The organism is Hymenobacter sp. (genome assembly GCF_036388155.1).
Taxonomy (GTDB): Bacteria; Bacteroidota; Bacteroidia; order Cytophagales; family Hymenobacteraceae; genus Hymenobacter.
The window spans coordinates 1-12,846 of sequence record NZ_DASVSI010000108.1 but is presented as its reverse complement, the minus strand read 5'-3'; the positions used below and the strand labels follow the sequence as shown (position 1 = coordinate 12,846).

11 protein-coding genes are annotated in these 12,846 nt (G+C 61.1%); 5 read left to right on the top strand and 6 right to left on the bottom strand.

Translation table 11 applies throughout. The features are described 5' to 3' along the window. Nucleotides 1-231 (bottom strand): DNA glycosylase AlkZ-like family protein (locus tag VF629_RS15135; RefSeq protein WP_331059332.1); only part of this gene is annotated, 231 nt, incomplete at its 3' end. A 232-nt stretch (nt 232-463) separates the two neighbouring features. Between VF629_RS15135 and VF629_RS15130 the strand changes: the two genes are divergently transcribed. The 4 genes from VF629_RS15130 to VF629_RS15115 all read left to right on the top strand — a co-directional run bounded on the left by VF629_RS15130 (nt 464) and on the right by VF629_RS15115 (nt 5,712). Then, nucleotides 464-964, top strand: coding sequence for a carboxypeptidase-like regulatory domain-containing protein (locus tag VF629_RS15130; RefSeq protein ID WP_331059331.1), 501 nt, complete (start codon nt 464-466; stop codon nt 962-964). Nucleotides 965-1,049: 85 nt separating this feature from the next. Continuing rightward, nucleotides 1,050-3,032 carry an AAA domain-containing protein gene (locus VF629_RS15125; RefSeq protein WP_331059330.1) on the top strand — a complete coding sequence of 661 codons (1,983 nt, stop codon included), beginning with the start codon at nt 1,050-1,052 and terminating at the stop codon, nt 3,030-3,032. 47 nt (nt 3,033-3,079) lie between these two features. Continuing rightward, a complete protein-coding gene (locus VF629_RS15120) occupies nt 3,080-4,411 on the top strand; it encodes a hypothetical protein (protein WP_331059329.1) in 1,332 nt (443 codons plus the stop codon). Between the two features lie 293 nt (nt 4,412-4,704). Next, nucleotides 4,705-5,712: an SDR family oxidoreductase gene (locus VF629_RS15115; protein WP_331059328.1), complete on the top strand. Its 1,008-nt coding sequence runs from the start codon at nt 4,705-4,707 to the stop codon at nt 5,710-5,712. Nucleotides 5,713-5,944: 232 nt separating this feature from the next. On the opposite strand, the gene VF629_RS15110 is transcribed toward VF629_RS15115, so the two are convergent. The 5 genes from VF629_RS15110 to VF629_RS15090 form a co-directional block, all read right to left on the bottom strand. Next, nucleotides 5,945-7,759 (bottom strand): RICIN domain-containing protein, encoded by a 1,815-nt coding sequence (locus VF629_RS15110; protein ID WP_331059327.1) that lies wholly within the window; start codon nt 7,757-7,759, stop codon nt 5,945-5,947. Between the two features lie 899 nt (nt 7,760-8,658). Continuing rightward, nucleotides 8,659-9,357, bottom strand: coding sequence for a DUF421 domain-containing protein (locus tag VF629_RS15105; protein ID WP_331059326.1), 699 nt, complete (start codon nt 9,355-9,357; stop codon nt 8,659-8,661). Further along, nucleotides 9,354-10,091, bottom strand: coding sequence for a DUF421 domain-containing protein (locus VF629_RS15100; protein ID WP_331059325.1), 738 nt, complete (start codon nt 10,089-10,091; stop codon nt 9,354-9,356). The genes VF629_RS15105 and VF629_RS15100 overlap by 4 nt, the downstream gene beginning before the upstream one ends. 251 nt (nt 10,092-10,342) lie before the next feature. Further along, nucleotides 10,343-10,768 carry a hypothetical protein gene (locus VF629_RS15095; protein ID WP_331059324.1) on the bottom strand — a complete coding sequence of 142 codons (426 nt, stop codon included), beginning with the start codon at nt 10,766-10,768 and terminating at the stop codon, nt 10,343-10,345. Between the two features lie 62 nt (nt 10,769-10,830). Further along, on the bottom strand, nt 10,831-11,973 hold the full coding sequence (locus VF629_RS15090; RefSeq protein ID WP_331059323.1) for a hypothetical protein: 1,143 nt from the start codon (nt 11,971-11,973) through the stop codon (nt 10,831-10,833). A gap of 215 nt (nt 11,974-12,188) precedes the next feature. Between VF629_RS15090 and VF629_RS15085 the strand changes: the two genes are divergently transcribed. Further along, nucleotides 12,189-12,704 (top strand): FKBP-type peptidyl-prolyl cis-trans isomerase, encoded by a 516-nt coding sequence (locus VF629_RS15085; RefSeq protein WP_331059322.1) that lies wholly within the window; start codon nt 12,189-12,191, stop codon nt 12,702-12,704. The last annotated feature ends 142 nt before the right edge of the window (nt 12,705-12,846 follow it).

Sequence of the window (12,846 nt, the reverse complement as noted above, 5' to 3'; positions counted from 1 at the left end):
AATGGTGCCGCGCATGGGCCAGGTCAGGGCCAATTCCTGGTTGGCAAACGCTTGCTCGACGGCCGCCAGCCCGGGGGTTTGGGTACGCAGGCCCAGGGCATATACGGCCTGGCCGTAGTCCTGCGCTTGCAGGGCGCCCATCCAGCGGACGGCTTCGGCGGGGGTGGCGCATTTTGCCCCGGCAATGCGGTGGTTGAGTAATCGTAGGCGGGCAATTTCGGCATGTTCCATCGCAGGCTAAAGTAAGCAGCGGCGAAGTCACCCCGGGCTCGTGGATGCCCAGCAGTGCTTTCGGCGCCCGTCGGTGTATTCACGGCTCGCTGTTTGGCCCCTTGCACACCCTCGCTGCAGCCTCGGTACAAATACTTGTCAGCGCAGCCTCACGAAGTCGCAGCCGCTGGCACTGGCGCCTCAGCATGCATCGTTGCCACTGCCAAGCTGGTCGTATTTCATATATTTGGCCATGAGCGCTCCTGTTTGTTTTGCCATACGCCTAACCAGTCTTGTGCTCGTCTCCTTCCTCGGCGGGCTGATGGGCTGCCGCAGCGAGCAAACGATTCACGTGTTGAATTATGCGCAAGGCCGCGCGTTAAGCAAAGATTATCTGAGCCATTACAAGCCGCGCCAGCAAGCAGCCAAATGGCTGGGACCACCAGCCACTTTCTCCCGCTTCCGGCGCACCAATCCGGCCGGTGCCTCGCTTATTACAGGTTACGTCGATGTGCAGCAGGAGAACGGAAAATTCACGCCCTTGCCAGGTGCCATCATCACCATCGATGATGCCCATACCTTTGCTGACCAAGCCGGCAACTATGTTCAGATAGTAGGCCCTGGCCGGCACCATGTGCGGGCGGGCTGGGTGGGCATGTTGTGGTCGGAAGCTCCGTCCATACGCGTTGAACCTGGCGACTCCATCCAAATTAACTTTCACGTGCTGCCTGAATTCAGGCCGACCATAAACTAAAGCCGGCGGGACTTTTCTTCCGCTTTTCGGCCACTCATTTCCCGTTTTCGTTGTTACCCAAGCATCGAAATCAATCCGTATTCTTTTGTCAGAAGTATTCATCCCCACCGACCCTTACGCCCTCGAAAAAGAGCTGCGCCAAGTTCAGGCCCTCATGCAGTTGGAGCAAAAGGAAGACCTGGAACAATTCAAGATTAAAAACGCCAAGGCCAGCATTGCCGAACGGCAACAGCGCGGCCTGACCTGGTACCCCGTCACCATTTCCAAGGAAGACATTGGCTTCGGCGGCAAGCTGGTGCTTGAGTTGGAGCGCCCCGCCGGCCAGCAGGGCCTGCACCTGTTTCAGGTGGGCAAAAACGCCTCGCTGTTCGGCAACGTGCCCGGCCGCTCTGCCACCGACAAGCCCACCCTGAGCGGCGTGATTACCAGCGTGCGGCGCAACAAGCTGCTGCTCGCCACCACCAAGGAAGACCTGCCCGACTGGGCCCTCGAAGGCCACAAAATGGGCATCGACCTCACGTTTGACGAGGTCAGCTACCGCGAGATGGACTACGCGCTGGGCAAGGTGATGGGCGCCTACGGCGACCGCCTGGCCGAGCTGCGCGACGTTATTCTGGGAGCTAAGGAAGCCCGTTTCCGCGAGGAGAAGCCCTCTGATTTGTTCTACCCCAGCCCGCTCAACGAGTCGCAGCTGTCGGCTGTGCGCCACGTGATGGCGGCCCGCGACGTGGCCATCATCCACGGCCCGCCCGGCACCGGCAAAACCACCACGCTGGTGCAGGCCATTCTGGAAACCATCCGGCGCGAGCGGCGGGTGCTGGTGTGCGCCCCGAGCAACACGGCCGTGGATTTGCTCACTGAAAAGCTGGCCGAGCGCGGCGTCAACGTCATTCGCATGGGCAACCCCTCGCGGGTGTCCGACCTGTTGCTGGAGCACACCCTCGACGCGCAGGTGATGAACCACAAGAGCTACAACGAGATGCGCTCGATGCGCCAGACGGCCGACCAATACCGCGAAACGGCCAGCAAGTACGTCCGCAACTTCGGCTACGAGGAGCAGCAGCACCGCAAGCAGCTCAAGGACGAGGCCCGCATGCTGTTTCAGCAGGCCGACGACCTGGAGCGCTACATCACCGAGGATTTGCTGGAATCGGTGCAGGTAATCACGTGCACGCTGGTGGGCGCGGCCAACCGCAACATTCGCCACCTTACCTACGAAACCGTGTTCATCGACGAGGCCGCCCAGGCCCTGGAGCCCGGCTGCTGGATACCCATTTCCAAGGCCCAGCGCGTGGTGCTGGCCGGCGACCACCACCAACTTCCGCCCACCGTGAAGAGCGAAAAAGCCGGTGCCCTGCGCGAAACGCTGTTCGAAAAAGCCATCAAGCGCCAGCCCGCCACCGCCCGCATGCTCACGGTGCAGTACCGCATGCACGAGCAAATCATGCAGTTCAGCTCCGACCAGTTCTACGATGGCAAGCTGGAGGCCTACGAAACCGTGGCCCACGCCGGCCTGGATGCCTACGACCTGCGCTTTGCCCCCGACCTGCCCGTAGAGTTCCTCGACACGGCCGGCTTCGGTTTCCAGGAAATCACCATCCCTGAAAGCCGTTCCACCGCCAACCCCGAAGAGGCCGACCTGCTGCTCAAGCGCCTGGCCCAACTGCTCGAGCCGTACGACCCCGCCGACCACGAGGAAGACCCGCTCAGCATTGGCGTAATTGCCCCTTACCGCGCCCAAATCAACTACTTGAAGGACGCCATTGAGGAAAACGACGAGCTCAGCGGCTTCATGCTGCACCGGCAGCTCAGCGTGGGCACCGTCGACTCGTTTCAGGGCCAGGAGCGCGACATCATCGCCATCACCCTCACCCGCAGCAACAACCAGGGCGAAATCGGCTTCCTCTCCGACATCCGCCGCATGAACGTGGGCATGACCCGCGCCCGCAAAAAGCTGCTCCTCGTCGGCGACTCTTCGACGCTCAGCGCCCACCCGTTTTTCAAGGCGCTGATTGAGTACGTGGAGCAGATTGGGGGCTACCGCACGGCCTGGGAGTTGCAGGATTAAGCTTTTCCTCCGCCAATTAACAACCAGCCGCCGGGCTATCTTGCTGCATGAAGCTACCTCATTTGTTCCGCGGCGCCCTACCTGGCGCGATGCTGGCCGCGGTTTTATTAGTGGGCGCGGGGGCACCGCGCCCGGCCGCGCCGCGCGTTTACACCACGGACCTCGACCATTTTTGGACGGCTTACGACAGCATTCGCAGCACCCGCGACAGCGTCCGGCAGGTGCGCTACCTCAACCGGCTCTACCTGGCCAAAGGCTCCTATGGCCTGCAAGCCTTCCGGGAGGTAAAGGGCCACACGGCCGGGCAGTGGGTGAGCGCCATTCGGCGCTACCCACGGTTTTGGGAGTCCATCCGGCCGCGCACCCAGCTTGTGCGGGCCGCGGCCAAGGAAATTGAACTGAGTTTGGGCAAGCTTAAAGCGTTTGACCCGAAGTTGCGGCCCGCCAAGGTGTACTTTGCCGTGGGGGCCCTGCGCGCCAGCGGGCTTACCAAAGACAGCTTGGTGGTAATCGGCTCGGAGCTGGCCACCGGCAACGCCCTCACCGACCTCGCCCGCCTGCCGAAAAGCCAGCACGAGCGCCTGGCCCGCGATTTTGGGCGCGACCCGCTCGCCAGCCTCGTGCCGCGCACCGTGCACGAGTACGTGCACACCCAGCTCAACGGCTACGGGGCCACCGTGCTGGGCCAGGCCCTGAACGAGGGCACCTGCACCTTTGTGGCCGAGTTGGTTACCGGCCAGTCCCTGCCCTATCCCTACCTGGCCTACGGCCTCCAGCACGAGGCCGCGCTGAAAGAGCGGTTTAAGTCTGAAATGTTCATTCCGGTGTACCTGAGCTGGTCGGCGGAGCAAACGCCCGACGACCTGAGCCACACGGCCGACCTGGGCTACTACCTGGGCTACGCCATCTGCAAGGCCTACTACGCCCAGGCCATCAACAAGCCCCAGGCCGTGCGCGACATGCTGCGCCTGGACTACAAGAGCCCCCGGGCGGTGGAGGAATTCCTCGAAAAATCTCAGTACTACGCCGACCAGCCCCTGCGCCAGCTCCGCGAGGCGTTTGCGGCGCAAAAGGCCGACGCCAACCGGGTGCGCCCCTACACACTCAGCGGCCAGCCAGTAAGCCCTGCTGTGACCGAATTGACCGTCGATTTTCCGCGGCCCATGAGCCCTTATGCCTCGGTACGCAGCGGGCCGGGCGGCGAGGCCACCTACCCGGAGCTGGGCCCCCTGCGCTATTCCGACGACAACAAGTCGCTCACCTTTCCCGTCACCCTCAAGCCGGGGCAGGACTACGAATTCATCGTTGCTGACGGCGGCGCCCGCTCCTTGCAGGATTACCCCAACAATTCTTACCTGTTAAAATTCAGCACTAAGTAGCAGCGAAGCGGGGTCGGGCTACCCGCCGCTTCCGGGCGGAACGATGCATGGCGTGGGGCTGCACGCGTGGCGCAAGCGGCATGGCCGCACGCCATGCCGGGTAATTACCAACTTTCTGACCACGAGCTTGCCACGTGCGAGCGGAGCGGCTGGGACTGATTACCACGCGTCGCGCCAGAAAACGGTTCTGCTTCGCTAGTCCCGGGCCCGGAAAAGCTGCTCGCTCGCGTGAAGCCTTCTGCCAACGGGCCGCGTAGGGGTGAGTATCCACATCATCCAAGCCCGTTCTACTCATGCATGCAGAAAATCAATTCAGCCGCCGCGATGTCCTCAGCGGCCTGGGCGCCAGCTTGGCCCTGGCGGCCGTGGCGCCCGTTTTAGCGGCCGAAGGAGCCGACACGGCCGCCGAGTCGGCCCCGGACGTGCTCTCGAACCCGAACAATGCCTACCCCAAGCCGCCGTTCAAGGGGCAGTCGCAGCCCTGGCCCGGGCTGGCCAGCCAAATGGACCCCAAGCCCGACCACGGCGAGAAGAGCTACAAAGGCTCGGGTCGCCTGAAAGGGCGCAAGGCCCTGATTACGGGCGGCGACTCGGGCATGGGACGCGCCGCCGCCATCGCCTACGCCCGCGAAGGCGCCGACGTGGCCATCAACTACCTGCCGGCCGAAGAAGCCGACGCCAAGGAAGTCATTGCCCTGATAAAAGCCGAAGGCCGCAAGGGCATTGCCATTCCGGGCGACTTGCGCGACGAAGCCTTTTGCAAGCGGCTGGTCGACGAGGCGGTGCGCGGCCTGGGCGGGCTCGACATTCTGGTGAGCAACGCCGCGCGCCAGCAGCAGCAGCAGTCCATCCTGAACCTGAGCAGCGCAGACTTTGACGCGACCATGAAAACGAATATTTACGCGCCTTTCTGGATTATTAAGGCCGCGCTGCCCCATATGCCGCCGGGCTCTACCATCATCGGCACCACTTCCGAGCAGGCTACCGACCCCTCCGCTGACCTCTACGACTACGCCCAGACCAAGGCGGCCACCACGAGCTTCGTGCGCTCCCTGGCCAAGCAGCTCGGCCCGAAAGGCATCCGGGTGAACGGCGTGGCCCCGGGCCCCATCTGGACGCCGCTGCAAGTGAGCGGCGGCGCCACCCAGGAAAAGCTCAAAAAGTTTGGGGGCGACACGCCCATGGGCCGCCCCGGGCAGCCCGTCGAGCTGGCCTCCATCTACGTGCAGCTGGCCGACCCCATGGCCAGCTACGCCACCGGGCAAGTATATGGCGCGACTGGCGGTGGAGGCCAGCCCTAAAAAGTTGCCAGCCCCTTTCCCCCTTGCCAGAGAGGGTTGGCCGCCGTGCAACCATTAACCACGCAAAAGAGTCCCGAAGCACGACCAGCCGGCCACTGCTTCGGGACTCTTTCGTTTTTCGGCCACGCGTGGCTCAAGCGGCACTGCTGCGCAAGCAGCAAGTGCCTAATATACAGTTTATTGGTTACCTAAACCTCTTCCGGCTTTATTTCGGATGGAGCATTTAACCCGCTTAATTCTTCAACAGCTTGAGAGTGGCTACGCCGCCGACTGACTGCACCCGCACGATGTACACGCCGGGCTTGAGCTGGCCGCCCACCTGCACCGCGTTGGTGCCTTTGCCGGCGTCGCGCTGCAAGCCCGAGGCGTCCTGTACTACGTAGGTGAAATCGCCGGGCTGAGAAATGGTGAAGGATTCGGTCGAAGGGTTGGGGTAAACCGACGTGGCGTCGTCGGTGCTGGCCACGACGTCGCTGCCCCGGGCCGCCGACAGCCGGTTGAACTGGAAGCTTTGGTTGCCGGCGCCAGTGCCGCAGGTATACTGCTGAACGAGGGCCCCGTCGGCGGTAGAAGCCGACGCCACATCGAGGCACTTGCTGCTGTTCACAGACACTACCCGGTAGTAGCCCGAGCCCACGCTCTCAATGCGCCACTTCTGGTTGTCGCCCCCGCCGTAGGTCCATTGCAGCACCCGGGCGCCGTCGCTGGTGGAGCTGCTGCTCACGTCCAGGGATTTGCCGCTGTGCACGGCCCTGATGGAATAGGCCCCGCCGCCTTCGTTCCGCACCACCCAGCGCTGGTTGTTGCCGCCGCCGTAGGCCCACTGCTGCACGGTGGCGCCGTCGGCGGTGGAGCTCGCGTTTACGTCGAGGGACTTGCTGCTGTGGCGGGCAATGATGCTATACGTGCCGTCGGCCAGCGTGGCGGTGGTGGGCGGCGGCGTGGTGGTGCTGCCGCCGAATACCGAAGCCGTAACCGCCGTTTTGGTGCCGTTGGCGCCGTTCACCACGGTGTTGCCCCAAGCCGACAGGCTGGCGCCTGCCCAATCCCGGCTCAAATCCAGGTAGGCCACGCTGCTGCCATTGCCTTTCCACGACCAGGCCAGCCAGCCAATGCCATTGGACTGGCAGGTGTTCATCAACTGCGTCTCGTTGACATCGCAGTTGCCGTCCGTTGAGTGCTGGTAGCCAAACTCGCCCACCATAATGGGGATGCCGGCGTTCTTAACCCGGGGCAAATCCGTGGTGATGGAGGAACTGCCGCCTACCCGCCACTCGCAGTACATGTGCAGCGAAAACAAAATGTTGCGGCGTGGGTCGGCTGCTTGCACGGCCGGCGCGTACGAAAGCAGGGTGTTCACCTTGTTGTCTTGGCCGTAGCCCGGCGCATCCACCACAATGGTGGTGTTGATGCCGGCGTTGCGCATGGTGCGCACAGCCGAAATGTAGGCGTCGCGCCACACGGTGCCGGGGGGGTCGTTGGTGGGGCTGCTCATGTACCAGTCGCCCCACTCGTTGGCCACGTTGATGAGCACGTAGCGCGCAATTTCGGGGCGGGTCAGAAACGGGGCTTTGGAGGCCCACCAGTCGGCCATGCGCTGGAGGTCGGCGGGGTTGTTGCTGCCCGTCACGCTGTGCAGCTCCACCATTGGAATCATCTTGTTGGCGATGCAATTCCGCACGCAGGTTTGCCAGTCGGCGTCGGCGCTGGTGGTGCTCACCACGATGCGCAGGGTGTTGGCGTTGGTGACGCGGCGGATGTTGGCGATGTTGGTGTTCACGTCGTTCACGAACCACGCCAGCGGCACGTTAACGCCCTTCATCACAAAGTTGTTGCCGTTGGCGTCGCGCAACTGGTTGCTGGCAATGGTGAACCCTTGCGCCCAGGCTCCGGCAGGCAAGCCCAAAGCCAGCAGCAGTGCCAGTACCAAGCGCGCCATCCGGCGGCACGCAGCCAGGTTGTCATTCAGTCGCCGGCTCGGGGCCGGGGCCGCGGCCTCAGCAGCAGCAACCGGTAGTGAACGGAGGAAAAGAGTAGTTTTTTTCATTGCTGTTGGTTTGGTGAAGTAAGAAAATTGGGTAACTGAAAATTATTAGTGCTGCCTTCTGGGTGCTGACGGAGCAAGGAGAGTAGCCCGGGTACTTAGTGGTCGGGCAACCCGGCGGGCATCTGTAAGCAGCTCGCGTGGCCAGCTAAGCGCAACGGCGGCAGCCGCCCTGAGTAGGGTTCTTGCGCCTGGGCTAACTCATTCTTATTCAATTCACTTTTGGGCCCTGACCGGAGCAGCCCGCCGCTGATGCCGCACAGGAGGCAATGGGTCGCCGGCACGATGCCAGCAAACGATTTAGCTAAGGCAGAAGCACCAAACTGGCCAGCCCCCTTTCCCAGCAGCAAACGATTGCTGGAGGCGTTGGCAAGCACGGGCGGGGGCGTATATCTCATACCAAGGCGGCGTCTGGGGCGGGCCAAGTGGGCCTGCGACCTGCGTAATTTTACATCGCCTTTTCTGAATTTTCAGGCAAAATGCTGTATTTGATATGATTGTATCACGATTGTATAAAATAGCACAAGAGTTGCCCCTCTACCCCGCCGTCTTTGGCGACTTGGGTCCTCACAAAAAGCAGCAGGCTTGTAAGACTCCACTCACCAAGTATTACTCCCCCGCCCCAGCATATCTTCACTGGTTGCAGGCCCCGACACAACACTGTTGTCCACGCCCGGAAACCCAGCGGGTGGGTTCCCCACTAATTGACCGTGGCAGAAGCCCACCACCAGCCCCCGTCCCCTGTGCAGAGGGAAAAGGACAGCGCTTTACGCGACATGCCCGGACAAGCATTTTGGATAGAGGTCACCATGTAAAAAGCCTCGTCCCTGCGCAGGGACGAGGCTTTTTACATGTTAAAGGGTGCAAAGCTTGACCAACTAGCCGGCTCCGGTGCGTTGTGATTACCCCAGCACTGCCGGCTCCCACTCCTTGTGGTTGCACCGCGAACAGGAGACATAAGGCATGTGGGAACTGGGCTGCAGGTGCCCGCAGCCGGCGCAGGCAAACTGGCCGTCCGCTTTCCGCTGCTCCTGCCGAAACTCTTGGTCGCTCACGGGCACCAGCGAGAGGCCCGGCCGCGGCTTGCCATCGGAAAAAGTGAGAACGGAGAAATTGCCGTTGGCTTCGTGGTAGGCGCGCTGCACCATGCCCATGTTGCCAATGCCGCCGTGCCGCAGCTGCGCAAACAGCTGCTCGCGGCACAGCACGCCTTCTTCCAGCTTGTCGAGCTGCATGCGGCCGTCTTTCACCAGGATGCTCATGTCGTCGAGCACCGCGCTTTCGAAGCGCTTGTTGCGAAACGCCAGCCAGGCAATGGTCCGCTGGTAGACGACAACGATAGCCGAGATGATGACCACCGGCAGCAGGCCGCGGTCGGGGGCCATGAGCGCTACCCCGCCGCCGGCGGCGAGCGACACCATGGCAATGATTTCGTTGCGGGTCAGGGTTTTGCCCATGCGGTTGCCCATCAACCGCATTGACGTCACGAGCAAGAGGTAGATGAAAACAAGCCGAAAAACGGCCTCGATGTAGAAGCTGCCGGGCACCTGGCCCACCAGAATGCGCATCCAGTCGCTGAGGTGGATTTCTTCGGGTTTCATGACAATACGGGTTGTAAACGTTCCTGGTCCTGTTTCTGGCCTTGTTCATACTGCACGGCCACGGCCCACACCTCGTGGTTGCAGCGCGGGCACGCGTGGGGCTGGCGGTCGGCGGGCACGGTGTGGCCGCAGCGCTCGCAGGCTTTCACGTGGGCATCGTGCGGCTCGGTTCGATGCATGTCGTTGTCCTTGTCGGGCATGATGGACAGGCCGGGCCACGCGGGCTCCTGCTTGTAGACGCTGAACTCGCCGTTGGCTTCCATGTACACCCGCTTGAGCTGCCCCAGGTGCTGAATTTTGTCGTTCCGCAGCTGCGCAAATAGCTGCTCCCGTGACAGCCGGAGCTTGGCCATGCCCGCCAAATCCAATTGCCCGTCGATGACCACCCGCTGCAAGTCGCCCTGCACAATGCGCTCGATGCGGCGGTTCTTCATGGCCCACCAGTTCATGCTGCGGTACAGCACCAGCACGCACACCAGCGTCATGATGCTGTGCAGCAGGCCGCGCTCGGGCAGCTGCATGCCCACCGCCACAATGGCACCCAGCATCACCATCACGGCCAGCTCGGCCACGTTGATTTGCCCGTTCATGCGCTTGCCCATGAAGCGCATCATCACAATGAAGGCCAGGTAAATAATGAGGGTGCGTATGGCCACCTCCAGCATGAACTCCACCGGGTTGTTGCCGATGAAAATGCGCTGCCAATCCCACAAGTGGATATCCTCCTTTTTCATGGTTTAATAAGTTGGTTTTAGATTAAGCTTCCTACTCTCTCAGGTTTTTCCACGCCGCACGGACGAGCCGGCCAACCCAGTTGACCACCTTCAGCTCCCCACTTCCTGAAGTGCGCCCCATTCCCCATACTCGCTGCCTAACAAATAGTTATAGTCGTGCTTGCCCAGTTACTCGCCTTTTAAATTGGCTGAGGCGGACGTGACAACGCGTCCTGCTTGGTAGCAGGCCGCCAGTTCTATTCCCGGTGTAGTTAGCGCATGATTTTGCCGCGGGCGTCCCAGTGGCTGGATTTCACTTCCAGGCTGTCGGGGAGGCGCTTGATGGTGCGTGTGTACCGCTCTCCGGCAATAAGGCCGTCGGGACGGCGCTTGCCAAAAAACAGGGTTACCGGCTCGCCGTGCTCGTTGGTGACAAAAGTGATGTCGTAGCCCTTAAACACATCATCGATGCTGGTTTTGGGCTCGTATTTCTTGCTCAACTTTTTATCTAATTCGGGATGCAGCGGCATAGCAAATAGCATGTGTGTCCGGGGGTTCTTTACGACTCCTTTTTGCATCAGGGTTAGGTTTTTCACCGATTTTTTTTTAACCTCAACCACGTCACGAACAGCAACTAAAAGCCCCTGTGAGGCATAATTTCTGCAGTTGCCGAGCTTGCCAGCAACGGCTAAAAACAAGAAAGCGCGTCAAGCGGAACTCTGTCCCGCCTGACGCGCTTTTTGGTGCCCTACAATAACAACTAGGGCAGGTCAATCACCGACATGCTGTGCGGCGCGTCGGACTTGCTGTTCACGAAGTTTTTCTCCGGCTTGTCAAAGTCCGACACGTACAGACGCTTGCCTTTCAGCAGCACTTCGGCGGGCTGGTCGAGCAGGCCTCCCGCGCCGTCGGTGTCGCCATTTTGGGCCAGCGTGGTCACCGCGTTGCCGTTGCGCAGGTCCACCACTTCAATGGCGTTTTCGCGCGAGTTGCAGAGGTACAGCTTGTCGCTGCTGCGGTCGATGATGAGGCCGTCAACGCAAGGAATCTTCTTGCCTTGCACCGTAAGGGCCTCCTGCTTGGCCAAACTGCCGTCGGCTTTCAACGATACTTTGTAGAGCGTGCCGTCGCCAAAAGAACCGGTGTAGAGGTTGCCTTTGCTGTCGTAGTCGAGACCGTCGGCGCCGTTGTCAACGCCCGTTTCGTTCACGGTCGTGGTGAAAAAAGCCAGCAGGTGCGCGTCCTTGGTTTTGGGCTTTAGGTGCACCACGCCTTTGTTCAGTTCGGCCAAGCTGAAGCGCATGATGGCGCTACCCTTGTCGTTGTCGGGCATGTCCCACTGGCTGTCAGTCACGTACAAGGTGTTGCCTTTCCAGAGCACGGCGTTGGCCAGAGCGAAACCATCGGCCACGGTTTCAATTTTGCCGGGGCGGCCGTTGGTAATCTGCACCCGCATGAGGCGCGATTTGAAGTTCTTGTCGTTTTCGTACTGGTTTTCGGCGTAGTACAGGTTGCCATCGGGCCCGTAGGCCAGGTCCATGGGCGCGGCTTTCTTGGTGCTGGGCTCCACGGGCAGGTTGGTGGCAAAGGGCTTGATGGTTTCGCCCACAATCTCCATCAGCGAAGCCGGCTGGCTGTTATCGGCCAGGTTAGGCACCGACAAAATGATGTTGCCATTGGGCGCCAGCGCTAGGCCGTCGGGGGTATTGTGGGCCTCGTCGAGGGTGAAAAGCAGCTTGGGGCTGCCAATTTGCTTTTCCGGAGCGGCCGTCCGGACGGTGTCGGCGTCGGTTTTCACCACGGCCTCTTGCGCCACGGCTTCTTTTTCGGTTTTGGGGTCGTTGCCGGACTGGCAGCTGGCCAGCAGGGTGCTGCTCAACAGCAGCGAAAACAGGGTGCGCATGAGGGTGGAAAGGAAGGAATTGGCAATCAAAGAGAAGCCGTGACAGGATGTTGGGTTAACGCAGGCCCTGGGCCGGGGTTACGGCTCGGCGGTGGGGCAATTCGCACAAAGCCCGGCCACTATTCGCCCTTTCCCCGCGCGCTGCGTACTTATCTTGCCCTAAATTTTTCCATCACCCCACCCCAGGGGCCGGCTACAGCGGCCCCATCATGACTATGGCTGCAATCAGCGACAAGAAAGTCGTCACCATCACCTACGACCTGAGTGTGACCGACGAGAACCAGGAAAAAGTATTGGTTGAATCGGCCGAAGCCGACTCGCCGATGGTGTTTCTCTTCGGCCACAGCGGCCTGCCCGAAGAGTTTGAAGCCCAGCTCGACGGCAAAAACCCCGGCGACGAATTTCATTTCAGCCTCACCCCCGAGCAGGCCTACGGCGACTACGACGAGCAGGCCCTGGTAGAAATCCCGAAGGAGGTTTTCCTCATCGACGGCAAGCTGGACGACGAAATGCTGCAAGTGGGCAACTTCCTGCCCATGGCCGACAACGAAGGCAACCACATGCAAGCCAAAGTGGTGAACATTGGCGACAACGCGGTGCAAATGGACTTCAACCACCCGCTGGCCGGCATGGTGATGCACTTCAATGGCAAAGTGCAGGACGTGCGCGAAGCCACCGCCGAGGAACTGGCCCACGGCCACGTACACGGCGAAGGCGGCCACCAGCACTAAGCTGAGACGTAAGCCAAAAAACCGTCATTGCGAGGAGGCACGACGAAGCAATCCGTCCTCTCGAAGCGACCAACCTAATAATATGAAAAAGCCCCGACACTGCGCAGTGTCGGGGCTTTTTCATATTATTAGGTTGGTCGCT